The organism is Mycobacterium sp. (genome assembly GCF_035274705.1).
Classification (GTDB): domain Bacteria; phylum Actinomycetota; class Actinomycetes; order Mycobacteriales; family Mycobacteriaceae; genus Mycobacterium.
Genome location: NZ_DATENY010000063.1, coordinates 20156 through 34626, shown reverse-complemented (window position 1 = coordinate 34626; position 14471 = coordinate 20156). Strand labels below are relative to the sequence as shown.

Genomic DNA, 14471 nt, shown 5'->3' with positions numbered 1-14471 from the left:
CCGCGCACTGCCTAGGAGACGGTACCGACGGAAAGTCCCTCTGGCTGGGGCATTTTCGCCGTGATGCGACTGTGCCGCCCTCCTCAGTCCTGCTTGTCGCACCTCACATTTGTTCGGCACAGAGATTCTGAAAGAGCTCATCAACCTACAACTCGAAGGATGGACGCCATGACACAACAGCTCGGCCCCACCCCCGATGGCTTCACCACCGTCACGCCGTGGATTGTCACGAGGAACACCGCGGCGCTTATTGACTTCATGAAGGAGGTGTTCGACGCCGAGGAACTAGGCCGTGTCGAGGTCGAGGGCGTGCTGGGTCACGCCGAGGCTCGGATCGGTGATTCCATCGTGCTGATGTGCGATTCACCCTTTCCGATGGAGACGCCGAGCCTGCTGCATGTGTACGTCGCCGACGCGGACGCCGTCGTGCAGCGCGCAGTGCAGGCAGGCGCCGTGATGGTGACCGAACCGACCGAGTTCCTGTCGGGTAACAATGTCGACAAGGTCGGCCGCGTGCGCGACCCCCTGGGCAACCTCTGGTGGATCCAATCGCGCGTCGCCGAACTCACCCCGGAACAGGTCGCAGAACGGGCAGGGGACGCGAAGAACGCCGAGGCGATCGCATACCTCGTGACAACCCTCGCCTCCGCGCTGAAATGACCTGATCGCAATCTCACCGCTGGTGAAACGAATTCGTATGCTTGCCGTTCTCTCGGGTGTCTCGTGAGATGACTGGTTGCTCGCCCTCCAGTGTGTGACAGCGACGCGGCTGGGGCTCGATCGCGCCCGAAAGTTGCTCGAGGAGGAGCGAATTGGCGAGCTTGGCCGACAAATGTTCCATCGACGTGCGGTCGTAGCCGCGCTGGTTGAATAAGCTGACCGCGACGGTAAGTAACGAGTCCACGTCGTGACCCGGGCGGCCGACTCGGCGTTTGGGGCGCGTTCGCGGTGCGGCCATGGCGCCAATCATCGCACCGAGATTCGCGCACTCTGCGAACCTGGCCTCCAGTCCGCCGCGGGTAAGAACGCTGGCAGCCATCGCATGGCGACATCACGCTGCTTGAGCATCGGTGGACGCGACGCAGATCCAAGCGATCTGTCGAGAGCCGCTGCCGCGTAAACAATTGACAGTGTGCCGAATTCGAACACTCTCAGTCGCCAAGCGGTTGCGAGACTGCAACCGTACGCGATCAGAAAGATCCGCGACGCCGACGCGACGGCTATGGCGGCGCCGGTGCCCCGATTGCGAAAGATCGCGAGTGCGCCCCTGAGTTTGAGACTTGGGACCGAATTCGAGGTGATCGTCGGCTGTGACGCAAAATTGGTACCGGCAGCTATCAGCCATTCGAATCTCGGTGAAAGGAAGCACGATTCATGTCGGTCATAATCAGGCCCGATCGGTGGCGCCGACGCCCGTCCGACACCCGCGAATCTTCAAGGAGTGAACATGAGCAATGACATCAGCGTGGTTCTCGACCTCGACCGGGGCCGCCGGGCGGCGATGACGAAGGCGGATGTCGACACCCTGTCGGAGATGTTCGCCGACGACATGGTCTGGATTCACGCCTCGGCGCGTGTCGACACCAAGACCGGGCTCCTCGAGGCGATTGCGAACGGATCGACCAAGTATCTGCGGATCGAGGTCAAGGACGAGACGATCCGTTCTATCGGCGATGTCGTCCTCATCGGCGGCGTCGCGACCATGAAGGCGGAGATCAAGGGAGCTGTCCGCGAGGTGAACAACCGCTTCACCGTCATCTGGGCGGTCCAGCCCGACGGCGCGTGGCGGGTAGTGAATTGGCAGTCGACGTCCGTCCGGGAGGCCTGACAAGTACTGATCGGGATCCCACTGAGTCATCGCAAACCCGCCCAGCAATGCCGACCGGGCCCGGCCTGACCCCCCCGATTAGCGACCGAAAGGTCGGTTATATATGTGGCGTCAGTCGCGGATCGCGCACGCTTGAGGAGGCAAGTGATGGCTGGTTTCGACGACCTCGGTTACATATCCGGTCGACGGCGGTGTCGCGGCGATCAGGCACAACCGTCCTGAATCCTCCAACGCCCTGAACCCGGCTGCCAAGGAGATGCTCTTGTCGACGGATCGGTGCGGGCGGCATTTCTAAGCGCCTGGGGCCGCAGCTTCTGTGTCGGAAAAGACCTTGCCGAGCACGTCGACGGTTTGCGTGGCGATCCCCGCCCTGCCATCCACACGGTGCGTGAGCACTACAACCCCGTCGCCCAAGCCCTGCACGACATCGAAGTGCCGATCATCGCGGTCATCAACGGTGCGTGCTTGGGCGCCGGCCTCGGGTTGGCATTGGCGTCCGACATTTGTATTGCTAGGCGGAAACGCCGAGGTCAGCACCGCTTTTGCCAGGTATCGGGGTGGCCGCTGATTCTGCGTTGTCGGCATCCTTGGCGACGCTGGTCGGCCCCGGCCGGGCCACCGTCCGGCTCATGCTCGGCGACACCATCGACGCGGCCACAGCTGAAAGCTAGAGCTGCTCAATCGTGTCGTCACCGATGAGGAGCTCTCCGAGGCGGCGGCCGATGTGGCCGCCCAGGTTGTCGCGGGACCCACCCGCCGCAACCCGGTAAAGGCCTATGCCGGAAGTCAACACGAGCGCCTCGATGCAACACGTCCTCGAAAGGGAAGCCGAGGCGCAACAGCACCTTGGAGTCTCGACCGACCACACGGCAGGCGTCGAGGCGTTTCTGGCCAGGACCCGTCCGGTATGCGTCGGGTCACTGATCGGTAGGTCTTGTGTCCTGTGTCTCGATACTGCACAATTCGGTGACCGATCGTTCGGTATCTAATTAGGAGAGCTTCTGATGACCGCGAGTAACACTCCCATCCAGCACACTGTCGCGGCTTAGGGAGCAGGGAACCAACAGTGATTTCGTTGAGCACCGTCGCTAAGCCGTTTGACGCCATCGGCGGGTTTCTTGCGATGGCGATGGACACCCTGCTGTCCATCCCCCGGCGGCCGTTCGCGTGGCGAGAGTTCTTGCTGCAATCGTGGTTCGTCGCGCGTGTGTCACTGCTGCCGACCGTCATGCTGGCGATCCCGTTCACCGTATTGCTGGTGTTCACCTTCAACGTGCTGCTCATGGAGTTCGGCGCTGCCGACCTGTCCGGCACCGGTGCGGCGTTCGGCACGGTGACCCAGATCGGGCCGATCGTGACTGTGCTCGTCGTGGCTGGCGCCGGCGCCACCGCGATGTGTGCCGACCTTGGTGCGCGGACCATTCGTGAGGAACTCGACGCCCTGCGGGTAATGGGCGTCAACCCGATCCAAGCGCTCGTGGTGCCCAGGGTGCTTGCGGCCACATTCGTCGCCGTGATGCTGTCTTCTGTGGTCGTACTTGTAGGCCTGGCCGGCGCTTTCACGTTTTCGGTGTTCACCCAGCACGTCACCCCAGGCGCCTTCGTGTCGGGTTTGACACTGGTTACCGGCCTCGCCGACGTGATTATCGGGTTGTTGAAATCGACCTTGTTCGGTTTGGCCGCGGGACTGATCGCCTGCTACAAGGGCACATCGGTAGGTGGTGGGCCGGCTGGTGTGGGCATCGCTGTCAACGAGACCGTCGTGTATTCGTTTCTCGCGTTGTTCTTGATCAACCTGGTGGCCAGCGCGGTGGGAATGAAGGCCACGCTATGACACAGCCCCTTCCGAGCAAGCGATACCAGAGGCTGCAAAGCGCTATAGCTGACCGGGTTGTCGGGTGGAATCGCGTTGGCGCCCAAACGCAGTTCTATTTCACGACTCTGCGCTCCGCCGGTGACGCCTTCGTTCGCTACAAGGCGGAAACGGTGCGGCTGATCGCGCAAATGAGCCTGGGCACAGGCGCTTTGGCCATCATCGGCGGCACGATTGTCATCGTCGGATTCCTGACGATGTCCACAGGCGCTCTGATCGCCGTCCGCGGGTACAACCAGTTCGCCGACATCGGCGTGGAAGCACTCACCGGATTCGCCTCGGCCTACTTCAACGTGCGCCTCATCGCCCCGTTGACAGCGGGAATCGGCCTGGCCGCCACCATTGGCGCGGGAGCCACCGCCCAGCTCGGCGCGATGCGGATCAACGAAGAAATCGACGCGCTGGAGGTCATGGGCATCCGCTCGATCGCCTACCTCGCATCGACACGGGTCGTCGCCGGAGTGGTCGTCGTCATACCCCTGTATTGCGTTGCAGTGCTGATGTCCTTTTTCGCAGCGCGATTCGGCACCACCGCCGTCTATGGCCAATCCACCGGCGTCTACGACCACTACTTCAATACGTTCCTCAACCCGGTCGACATCATCTGGTCCTTCTTCTTGGCGATGATGATGGCTACCGTCATCATGCTGGTGCATACCTACTACGGCTTCACCGCGTCTGGCGGGCCGGCAGGGGTAGGCGAAGCAGTCGGACGTGCCGTGCGCACATCGCTGATCAGCGCGTCGTTTGTGGTCGTGTTCATGTCTCTGGCCATCTACGGCCAGACCGGCAACTTCCACCTCGCCGGATAGCGCCGTGGACGCCAGGACGGAAGACCGCCGTATCCACCCGGCGTGGTGGACGTTGATTTTGATTCTCACAGTCACGGCCTTCGCCGCGGTGTGTACCGGCTTCTACACCGGGTCGTTCAAGTCCTATGTTTCGGCGACGTTGACCTCTGACCGGTCTGGATTGGTGATGGAGACGGGGGCGCGAATCAAGATGCGCGGCGTTGAAGTCGGCCACGTCGGGTCGATCACCGGAGGAAACGGGCCGGTAAGTCTGCAGCTGGAGTTCTCGCCAGATCAGATCGAGTACATTCCGGCCAACGTGCAGGCCGAAATCAGATCGACGACGGTCTTCGGTGCGAAGTATGTCGAGCTGATCCCACCGCCGGACCCGAGTTCCGAGCGCCTCGCGCCGGGCGCGGTGCTGCGGTCTCGCAACGTCAGCACCGAGGTCAACACCCTCTTCCAAGACCTCGTCGGTGTCCTCAACCAGATCGACGTCGCCAAGCTGAACGCGACGCTGACAGCGCTGGCAGACGGGGTACGCGGTCAAGGCCAACGCATGGGCCAGGCCATCACCGACGCCAACGAGGTCCTATTGGCGCTGAATCCGCGGGCCGATACCGCCGCCCAAGACTGGCGATCCCTAAAAGGATTCAGCGACGCATACGGTGCGGCCGCCAAGGACATCATCAACGTCCTCGACACCGCCAGCACAACCAGTGCAACAATCACCCGCCATGCGTCAGACCTAGATGCTTTGCTGCTGAACACGATTGGATTCTCGCAGAGCGGCATCAACCTGTTGGCGCCGAACAAGGACAACCTTGTGCGCGCCATCAACACCGCGCAGCCGACGACAGATCTGCTGATGAAGTACAACCCCGAATACACGTGCGTGCTCATGGGAGCCAAGTGGTTTCTCGACAAGGGTGGCTATGACGCCATGGGGGGCAATGGCCACAGCCTTGTGATCGACGCCAGCGTCCTGATGGGCGACGATCCCTACCGGTACCCGGACAATCTGCCCGCCGTCGCCGCGAAGGGTGGTCCGGGCGGCAAGCCCAGCTGCGGCTCGCTACCGGATGCCAGCAAGAACTTTCCCGTCCGCCAGCTGGTCACCAACACCGGGTGGGGAACCGGTCTGGACTGGCGTCCCAATTCAGGTATCGGACACCCGTGGTGGGTGGACTTCTTTCCGGTAACGCGCGCGGTGCCCGAGCCGCCGAGTGTCCGCGGCGAGGGACCGCCCGCGATTGGGCCGGTTCCCTATCCGGGGGCACCACCCTACGGCGCACCGCAATACGGCCCCGACGGCGCGCCGTTGTACCCGGGCGTGCCGCCGTCCCCGCAACCAGTGCCACTGCCGGTCGAGCCCCCACCGGCACCCTGACAAGCTGATACGACGAGGAAAGTAGCCGTGAAAGACAATCTGGCTGGCGCCGTCTGGCGGCTGACCGTCTTCAGCGTGGTGTGTGCGCTGGGCACCGTCGCGTTGCTGATGGTGTTCGCGCAGTTGCGGTTTCAGGACGAGAAGGTGTACCAAGCCGAATTCACCGACGTGACCGGTCTGGCCGAGGGCAATTTCGTTCGCATCGCCGGTGTCGAGGTAGGCAAGGTGAAAAGGATTGCCGTCGAAGCCAATTCCTTGGTGTCAGTGGAGTTCTCGGCCGACGACTCAGTGGTCTTGACCGAGGGTACCCGCGCGGCGATCCGATGGGCTGACCTGATCGGCGGTCGGTATCTGGCGCTGGAGGAGGGTACCGGCGACGTCAAGCCGCTCAAGCCCGGCCAATCCATCCCCACCGCACGCACGCGGCCGGCGCTGGACCTCGATGCGCTCATCGGCGGGTTTCGCCCGCTTTTCCGGGCGCTGGATCCAGACCAGGTCAACGCCCTCTCCGGTCAGCTGATTGCGGCGTTCCAAGGTCAGGGCACGACCATCAGTTCGTTCCTCGCGCAGACCGCAGCGGTGACGAACACGCTGGCCGACCGCGATGAACTCATCGGCCAGGTCATCACCAATCTCAGCACGGTACTGGGCTCATTGAGCGACCGGAGCCGCCAATTCGACAAAGCAGTCGACTCATTGTCAGAACTGGTCAAGGGCCTCGCCGAGCGCAAATCAGACATCGCGGGCGCGGTAGCCAATACCAATGCCGCCGCGGCGACGGTGGCCGACTTTTTCGCCCAGGCCCGCCCAGCACTGCAGAAGGTGGTTCACGAAACCGACCGCGCCGCAGGGATTGTGGTCGCCGACCACGACTACGTCGACAACTTGCTCAACACGTTGCCCGACGCCTACCAGGCTTTGGCCCGGCAGGGCATCTACGGCGATTTCTTCAGCTTCTATCTGTGCGACGCGGTGCTGAAGCTCAACGGCAAGGGCGGTCAGCCAGTGTATGTCAAGGTAGCCGGCCAGAGTTCAGGGCGGTGTGCACCCAAATGAAACCCTTCACCGAACGCAACCGCGTCGTCATCGGGGCGGTCGGACTGGCCCTCGGTGCTGCCATTGTGGCCGGTTCACTGCAGTACGACAAGCTGCCGTTTGTCGACTCCGCGAAAAACTACTCGGCGTACTTCGCCGAGGCCGGAGGTTTGCGTACGGGCGCCCCAGTGCAGGTGGCCGGCCTACGTGTGGGCGAGGTCTCCGGCATCGACCTGGAGGGTGCCCGTGTGCTGGTCACGTTCAAGGTGGACAAGAAGATCCGACTGGGTGATCGATCCGAGGCCGCGATCAAAACGAAGTCGCTACTTGGTGCCAAGCTGCTGAACGTCACGCCGCTCGGCGACGGCCAGCTGACACAGGCGATACCGCTGGAGCGAACCAAGTCACCGTACCAATTACTGGATGCGCTCGGCGATCTGTCGTCCACCATCAGCGGCCTGGATACCGACCAGGTATCCGAATCGCTTGCCACACTGGCGAAGACATTCTCCGAGACTCCACCCGACATCAAGATCGCCGTGGATGGGGTCGCCCGCTTCTCAGAGAGCCTCGACAAGCGAGACGCCCAGCTGCGCGCTCTGCTGACCGACGCCAACAATGCGACCGCAGTGCTCGCCCAGCGCAGCGATCAGGTGGTCGGCCTGATCGCCAACACCAACGCGCTGCTGGCCGAGCTGCGAACCCAAAGCGCGGCTCTGGATCAGATCTCAGACCACCTTTCGTCGGTGGCCAAACAGCTCTCTGGATTCATCGCCGAAAACCGCGCGACCCTGCGGCCCGCGCTGGACAAGCTCAACGGCGTGCTGACGATGGTCGACGCACGCAAGGAGCGCGTTCAGAAGTCTCTGGAGCTAGCCAAGGGGTACGTGATGCGGCTGGGCGAATCGGTGTCGTCGGGGCCGTTCTTCAAGGCCTACGTCGCGAACCTGCTACCCGGGCAGTACCTGCAGCCGTTCATCGACGTCGCCTTCTCCGACCTCGGCCTCGACCCGAACGTGCTGGCGCCGTCGCAACTGCACGACCCGCAGACGGGCCAAGCGGCCACCCCGGCGCTGCCCGTGCCCTACCCGCGCACCGGTCAAGGAGGCGACCCCAATCTGACGCTGCCGGATGCGATTACGGGCAAGCCCGGCGATCCGCGCTATCCCTACCGGGAACCGGCGCCGGCTCCACCTCCAGGCGGGCCGCCTCCCGGGCCGCCCGCCCTGTCGCCCTCTGCCCCCGCCACGCCTACCACTTCGGAGGGAGGTCAATGATCGCCACGCGTCGTGTCAAGGTGGGACTGGCCGTCGCACTGGTTGTGACCTCGCTGGCGGGCATCGCAGTGGTCACCCGTTCGACCTGGCACACGGTGACCAGGACTCACATCGTCGCCTACTTCGACAACAGCAACGGCATTTTCGTCGGCGACGAGGTCCGCATTCTCGGCGTCCCCGTCGGGGCCATCGACAAGATCGAACCTCAGCCGGAGCGCGCGAAGATCACCTTCTGGGTGGACAAGCGCTACTCGGTGCCCGCCGACGCCAAGGCGGTGATCCTGTCACCGCAGCTGGTGACGGCGCGCGCCATCGCGCTCACACCTGCCTACACCGGCGGTGCCGCAATGATTGACGGCGCCGTGATCCCCCAGAGACGCACGGCGGTTCCGGTGGAATGGGACGACTTGCGACACCAGTTGCAAAAGCTGACCGAAACCCTGCAGCCCACGCAGCCGGGAGGCGTCAGCACACTGGGTGCCTTTATCGACACGGCCGCGAACAACCTTCGCGGGGAGGGGCCAAATATCCGCGAGACCCTGATCAAGCTCGCGCAGGCATTCTCAGCGCTGGGCGACCGCAGCGCCGACATCTTCTCGACGGTCAAGAACCTCTCCGTCCTCGTCTCGGCACTGCAATCCAGTAGCGACCTGATGGCCGAGCTCAACCGCAACTTCGCCGCGGTGACCGCGCCGCTGGCCGACGACCCCACGGAGGTGGGCCGGGCGGTAGATGACCTCAACACCGCCGTGGGCGACGTACAGGCTTTCATCGCCGACAACCGCGAGACACTTGGCACCACGTCGGACAAACTCGGTGCAGTATCAACGACAATTGTCGACAGCCTCGACGACATCAAACAGCTACTCCACTTGGCGCCCACTGCCCTTCAGAACCTGTCCAACGTCTACCAGCCCGCGCAGGCCGCTCTCACCGGCGCCCTGTCGATGAACAACTTCGCCAACCCGATCGAATTCCTCTGCGGTGCGATTCAGGCGGCATCGCGGCTGGGGGCAGACCAGTCGGCCAAGCTGTGTGTGCAATACCTTGCGCCGATCATCAAGAACCGGCAGTACAACTTCTTGCCATTCGGCGAGAACCTATTCGTCGGAGCGGCAGCGCGTCCCAACGAGATCACCTACAGCGAAGACTGGATGCGGCCCGACCACGTGCCGCCGCCGGCAGCCGCGCCTCCGCCCGACGCGCCGCCCCCACCCGCAAGGCCGGCGCCGCTGGCGGCCGAGTCGCCAGTGCAGACCAATCCGGCCGACGGCCTGCCCGGTCTGATGATGCCGACGGGGGTCGGGCGGTGAACCGAATTCGACTGCGGCTGGGCGTGTCAGCGTTGCTGGTGATGCTGACGATCTCCGGGTGCGGCTGGAAAGGGCTGAACTCCCTGCCGATGCCCGGCACCGAAGGGGATGGACCGGGGGCGTTCACAGTGCAGGTCCAACTGCCGGACGTCACTACGGTGCAACAGAACTCACGTGTTCGAGTTGGTGACGTCACCGTGGGTACCGTCACCAAGATCGAACGCCAAGACTGGCATGCGCTGGTCACGATCAAGCTCGACGGGTCGGTCAACCTGCCCGCCAACGCGATTGCCACAGTGGGTCAGACCAGCGTCTTCGGCTCGACACACGTCGAACTCGCCCCGCCGAGCCACATCGCTCCTGAGGGGCGGCTACACAACGGTTCACTGATACCACTGTCCTCGGGTGCGGCGTACCCGACCACAGAACAGACACTCTCGGCGCTCTCGCTGCTACTCAACGGCGGAGGTGTCGGCCAGATCCAAGAGATCACAAGAGAATTCAGTGCCGCCTTTGCTGGCCGCGAGCAAGACCTCCGCAGCCTGATCCACCAGCTCGATGAGTTCATCGCCCACGTCAACGACCAAACCGGCGACATCATCGCGGCCACCGATAGTCTCAACAATCTTGTTGGCCAATTCGCCGAGCGCAAGCCAGTGCTGGACACCGCTCTGCAAACGATCCCAGATGCGCTTGCGGTCCTCAAGGACCAGCGTGCCAACCTCGCTGAGGCGCTCGATCGCTTCGGCAAATTCAGTGCGCTGACCGCCGATTCGGTCAACCAGACCAAAGCTAGCCTCGTCCAAGAGCTCAAAGACCTTGGGCCAGTTCTGGAGTCGCTGGCCAACGCCGGCCCCGCCCTGACTCGGTCTCTGAGCTTCTTGTCCACTCTTCCATGGACGAAAGAAACGGTCACCAACGCGTTCCGCGGCGACTACGCGAACATGACGTTGGTCGTGGACATGACCCTGAGCCGTATCGACTCCTCACTGTTCACCGGAACACGTTGGGAGGGAAACCTCACCGAACTGGAATTGCAGTGGGGCCGCACCGTCGGACAAATGCCGAGCCCCTACACGGCCGGGAATCCCCTGACCATTCCGTACCGCGTCGACCAAGGGCCATGACATGTATCTCGACAGGCGAACCAAGATTCAGCTGGCCATCTGTTCGGTTGTGGCGCTCGTCGCAGGCGCCGTGATGACCTTCGGCTATATCCGGCTGCCGGCGCTGCTGTTTGGCCTGGGGCAGTACACCGTAACCGTGCAGCTGCCCGCCACGGGCGGCTTGTACGAAGGTGGCAACGTGACCTATCGGGGTACCGAAGTCGGCCGGGTCTCACAGATCCATCTTTCCGATACCGGTGTGGTCGCTGTGTTGTCGCTGCGCTCAGACATCCCGATCCCATCCGACCTTGAGGCACGGGTAGACAGCGTCAGTTCGATTGGCGAGCAGTTTGTGGCGTTGACACCGCGTGGCACCACCTCGGCGCCGCTCAAGAATGGCGACGTCATACCACTGAACCGTACGTCGATCCCACCCGATATCAATTCGCTTGTCGCAGCGACCAATCGAGGCCTGCAGGCGATCCCGCACGACAACCTCAAGACAGTAGTCGACGAAGGCTATGTCGCCGTCGGTGGCCTGGGCCCCGAGATTTCCCGCGTGGTGCGGGGGTCAACGACACTGGCCATCGACGCCCGAGACAACCTCGACTCGCTGACCGCGCTGATCGACCGATCACAACCCGTCCTGGATTCTCAGGCCGAAAGCGCCGACGCCATCCACGCGTGGGCCGCGCACCTGGCCACCGTCACACGGCAACTGCAGGCCCACGACAGCTCTGTCAGCGGGCTGATTGAGCATGGTGCGCCGGCCGTTGCCGAGGCGCGACAGTTGATCGAACGGTTACAGCCCACGCTGCCGATCCTGTTGGCGAATCTCGTCAGCGTAGGGGAGGTCGCTGTGGCCTATCAGCCCAATATCGAGCAGCTGTTGGTGCTTGTGCCGCAGGTCGTTCAGGAATATCAGGGTGCCATGATGGCCAACCTCGACACCAAACAGGACTACAAGGGCGCTTACCTGGATTTCAACCTGAACGTGAACCTGCCGCCGCCGTGCACCACCGGTTATCTGCCCGTCCAGCAACGGCGGCCGGCATCATTGGTGGATTACCCCGATCTTCCGGCTGGGGACCTTTACTGCCGGGTGCCACAAGACTCTCGGCTGGTCGCGGTCCGCGGCGCGCGCAACACTCCATGTGCGACCGTGCCCGGCAAGCGGGCCCCCACAGCCAAGATGTGTGAAAGCGACGAGCAGTACGTCCCGCTCAACGACGGCACCAACTGGAAAGGCGATCCCAACGCCACGTTGTCCGGTCAGGACATTCCGCAACTGCCGCCGGGATCGCAACCCTCCCAGGGCGCGCCGCCTCTTTCCGCGACCCTCCCCGCGTCGGGTCCGCCGAGCGGTCCAGCGCCGCCGTTGGCGGTCACTGGGTACGACCCTGCCACTGGCACCTATGTCGGGCCGGACGGACATATCTACACCCAGTCCAACCTGGCCCAAGACGCGCCAAAGGAGCACACATGGCAGACCATGATGATGCCGCCCGGTCCGGGCAACTGACGGCCCTCGACGACAGCCGCGGGGCGGAGAGGGGTTTCGCGGGTGTCGAAGGCGCTGATAGTCATGTCGACAGTGCTATTGGTGCTCACGTTGGCAGCCGGGCTGCAACTTCGCCAGCGCCGATGACGCTTTGTCCTACGGGAAACAACTGTGCGACAACGTATCTCAGTGCCGGAGCTACTCCGATCCTATCGGTGACGTGAATTCGGACTTCAACACCGCCGACGAGTATCAGGCCTCCTACCTGATCGACAAGGCTGTCAGCGAATTGTGTCCCGCCCAGATCTGGCAGCTGCGCAACTCTGCTGCGCACTGCCGTCTGCCTCCGGGATAACAACGAGGCAAGGAGAATTGGTATGCCTCATCGGTCAGCCGTACTGGCGAGCCTCATCGCCGGTTCCGCTACGCGGGCTTGATGTTGTCAGGTTTCTTGACTCCGTCGAGCACGACCTTCAGCGGGGCGATCACGGCGGGCATGGCGCAGTATGGCGGTGTCGACATCCGCAACATGTGCGGCTTGCCTCAGCTGGGCCGGCGGAAGTGGTACGACCCGGACGTGGATGTCTTGTATGTCTCCACGAACAAGTCGCTCATCGGATTTCCCTCCTGAATCTGCCCAACCGGATGTTTCACTACAAGCACGTGGGCGGCACTGGGGCACCGCCGAGTTCACGCTCGACCAGCTGGGCGAAGCGCAGTAGTGTGCGGTCTTCGAGGTATGGCCCGATCAATTGGACACCCGCCGGTAGGCCGTCGACGAACTTTCCGGTGGGTACGGTGGTTGCGGGCAGATCGGCGACAAGGGCGAGCGACGGCCACTGCAACCCATCGAAGTAGGGGCGCCCCTCGCCACTGACAATCGTGGTTCGCGCTTGTCCGGCGCTGATGGGGTCGGGCCTCTCTATACCTCGGTGATCGTGTTCAAACGCCACTGTTGGTGAGACGGGCGCGAGTACTAGGTCGTACCGGGTGAAGAACTCGCGCCACGACTGTCGCAGCAGCGCGCGCTGTTGGTCGACCGCGAAGTATTCAACGTGACGCTTCTTCAGGACTCGAGCCAACCGGGCCGCGTAGTCGTCGCTGTCCGCGGGCAACGCAGCGGCCGCCGTGTAGATCGACTGTTCGGCCGGTTCGGACAGGTTCGCACCAGCCAGCGCCAACAAGACGTCGAGGTAGATCTCATAGGACTGCGCCGGATCAATCTCTGGTCGCGCCACGTCGGCGCTCACGCCCACCTTGCGAAGATCCTCGACGAAGCTGTCGATGGCCGCCAGGTACCCCGAATCGACCGCGTACGTGTCGTCAACCCACAGGGCGACACGGAAGTCGGCTAGTCGTTCATGTCGGCTCGGTGGAATCGTGACGGTCCACGCCGGAAGGTCGCGCTCTCCAGGACCCACAAGGACGTCCAGCGCGAGTTCGAGGTCATACGCGCTGCGGGCGAGCGGTCCGCTCACTGCGAGTTCATAACTGATCAGTTGACCGGGCAGCGGGGGGATGTGACCTCGGCTCGGAACCACCCCGTAACTGGGTTTGTGGCCGTAAACCCCGCAGTAATGTGCGGGAACCCGAATCGAACCGCCGACGTCGCTGCCTAGTTCCAGCGGGCTGAAGCCGGCCGCGACAGCTCCAGCCGAGCCCCCTGAGGATCCACCAGGCGTGCGTTGTGGGTTCCACGGGTTGTTGGACACTCCGTAGATGTCGTTGAACGACTGCCAGTCAAAGGCACCGGGGGGCACGTTCGTCTTGCCGAAGATCACGGCTCCCGCCGCCTTAAGCTGTGCGACGGCTTCTGCGTCATGCTGCGGTCGATGGTCGGCGAGGAAAGGAAGGCCGGCAGTCGCTGGCATCCCGATGGCCTCGTAGGTGTCCTTGACCGTCATGGGCAGGCCGTGAAGCGGCGAATCCTCAGATGGCTCGCTGTTGTCCGCAGCACGCGCAGCCTGCAGTGCTCCCTCGAGATCGCGGGCCACCACAAGGTTAAGCGTCTCGTTGTGCTTGTCGATCTGCGACAGGTGTAGCTCGAGCAGCTCGACGGCGCCGATCTTGCGCGCGCGCAACATCTGCAGCCAGCAGCTAGCAGAGTTGAAGAGTTCGGAACTGTCCGCGGAGGGTTTGGCTGCCTTCATCCGACCGTCCTTCAGGACTGGTGACGAATCGGTACAAAGATGTACGAAACGTTCACATTCTATATGAATAGTGTGCAATGTATCATCAGCGTAAGGTGTCTCACAAGCTTGCCTCGAACTGCGAAATCGCCACGATTCGCGGCGAAGGCTCGCTTGGCGCCGGGTGACGGCCCTGCATCACCAAGAACGTGGCGTGTCGGCCATGGG

14 protein-coding genes and 2 pseudogenes are annotated in these 14471 nt (G+C 63.1%); 13 read left to right on the top strand and 3 right to left on the bottom strand.

What is annotated here, in order from left to right:
* Positions 1-168 precede the first annotated feature (168 nt).
* Positions 169-660 (top strand): VOC family protein, encoded by a 492-nt coding sequence (locus VJV41_RS14655; RefSeq protein ID WP_325334873.1) that lies wholly within the window; start codon positions 169-171, stop codon positions 658-660.
* A 13-nt stretch (positions 661-673) separates the two neighbouring features.
* Here VJV41_RS14655 and VJV41_RS28975 read toward each other — a convergent pair whose 3' ends face one another.
* Complete coding sequence (locus VJV41_RS28975) at positions 674-958, bottom strand: hypothetical protein (RefSeq protein ID WP_414684959.1); 285 nt, start codon at positions 956-958, stop codon at positions 674-676.
* 489 nt (positions 959-1447) lie between these two features.
* On the opposite strand from VJV41_RS28975, the gene VJV41_RS14645 reads away from it, so the two are divergent.
* On the top strand, positions 1448-1828 hold the full coding sequence (locus VJV41_RS14645; protein WP_325334871.1) for a nuclear transport factor 2 family protein: 381 nt from the start codon (positions 1448-1450) through the stop codon (positions 1826-1828).
* A gap of 276 nt (positions 1829-2104) precedes the next feature.
* A complete protein-coding gene (locus VJV41_RS14640) occupies positions 2105-2527 on the top strand; it encodes an enoyl-CoA hydratase-related protein (RefSeq protein ID WP_325334870.1) in 423 nt (140 codons plus the stop codon).
* Here the strand turns inward: VJV41_RS14640 and VJV41_RS14635 are convergent.
* The gene (locus tag VJV41_RS14635; RefSeq protein ID WP_325335006.1) at positions 2496-2621 is read right to left on the bottom strand and encodes a hypothetical protein; all 126 of its coding nucleotides are present in this window, start codon (positions 2619-2621) and stop codon (positions 2496-2498) included. The genes VJV41_RS14640 and VJV41_RS14635 overlap by 32 nt on opposite strands.
* Before the next feature lie 330 nt (positions 2622-2951).
* On the opposite strand from VJV41_RS14635, the gene VJV41_RS14630 reads away from it, so the two are divergent.
* From VJV41_RS14630 to VJV41_RS14585, 10 genes and pseudogenes are all read left to right on the top strand, one after another.
* A complete protein-coding gene (locus VJV41_RS14630) occupies positions 2952-3662 on the top strand; it encodes an ABC transporter permease (protein WP_325334992.1) in 711 nt (236 codons plus the stop codon).
* Positions 3659-4513 carry an ABC transporter permease gene (locus VJV41_RS14625; RefSeq protein ID WP_325334868.1) on the top strand — a complete coding sequence of 285 codons (855 nt, stop codon included), beginning with the start codon at positions 3659-3661 and terminating at the stop codon, positions 4511-4513. The genes VJV41_RS14630 and VJV41_RS14625 overlap by 4 nt, the downstream gene beginning before the upstream one ends.
* Before the next feature lie 4 nt (positions 4514-4517).
* Positions 4518-5882: an MCE family protein gene (locus tag VJV41_RS14620; RefSeq protein ID WP_325334867.1), complete on the top strand. Its 1365-nt coding sequence runs from the start codon at positions 4518-4520 to the stop codon at positions 5880-5882.
* 27 nt (positions 5883-5909) lie between these two features.
* A complete protein-coding gene (locus VJV41_RS14615) occupies positions 5910-6938 on the top strand; it encodes an MCE family protein (RefSeq protein WP_325334865.1) in 1029 nt (342 codons plus the stop codon).
* Positions 6935-8194, top strand: a complete 1260-nt coding sequence (locus VJV41_RS14610; protein ID WP_325334863.1) for an MCE family protein — start codon at positions 6935-6937, stop codon at positions 8192-8194. The genes VJV41_RS14615 and VJV41_RS14610 overlap by 4 nt, the downstream gene beginning before the upstream one ends.
* On the top strand, positions 8191-9507 hold the full coding sequence (locus tag VJV41_RS14605; protein WP_325334861.1) for an MCE family protein: 1317 nt from the start codon (positions 8191-8193) through the stop codon (positions 9505-9507). Before VJV41_RS14610 ends, VJV41_RS14605 begins: the two co-directional genes overlap by 4 nt.
* Positions 9508-9548: 41 nt before the next feature.
* Positions 9549-10634, top strand: coding sequence for an MCE family protein (locus tag VJV41_RS14600; RefSeq protein WP_325334990.1), 1086 nt, complete (start codon positions 9549-9551; stop codon positions 10632-10634).
* A 1-nt stretch (position 10635) separates the two neighbouring features.
* Positions 10636-12135 carry an MlaD family protein gene (locus tag VJV41_RS14595; RefSeq protein ID WP_325334859.1) on the top strand — a complete coding sequence of 500 codons (1500 nt, stop codon included), beginning with the start codon at positions 10636-10638 and terminating at the stop codon, positions 12133-12135.
* 94 nt (positions 12136-12229) lie between these two features.
* Positions 12230-12469, top strand: a pseudogene (locus VJV41_RS14590) (DUF732 domain-containing protein); the annotation flags it as partial.
* Between the two features lie 60 nt (positions 12470-12529).
* Positions 12530-12724 (top strand): annotated as a pseudogene (locus tag VJV41_RS14585) (hypothetical protein); the annotation flags it as partial.
* Positions 12725-12767: 43 nt separating this feature from the next.
* On the opposite strand, the gene VJV41_RS14580 reads toward VJV41_RS14585, so the two are convergent.
* Entirely contained in the window at positions 12768-14264 is a 1497-nt protein-coding gene (locus VJV41_RS14580) for an amidase (protein WP_325334857.1), read from the bottom strand.
* Positions 14265-14471: the final 207 nt, after the last annotated feature.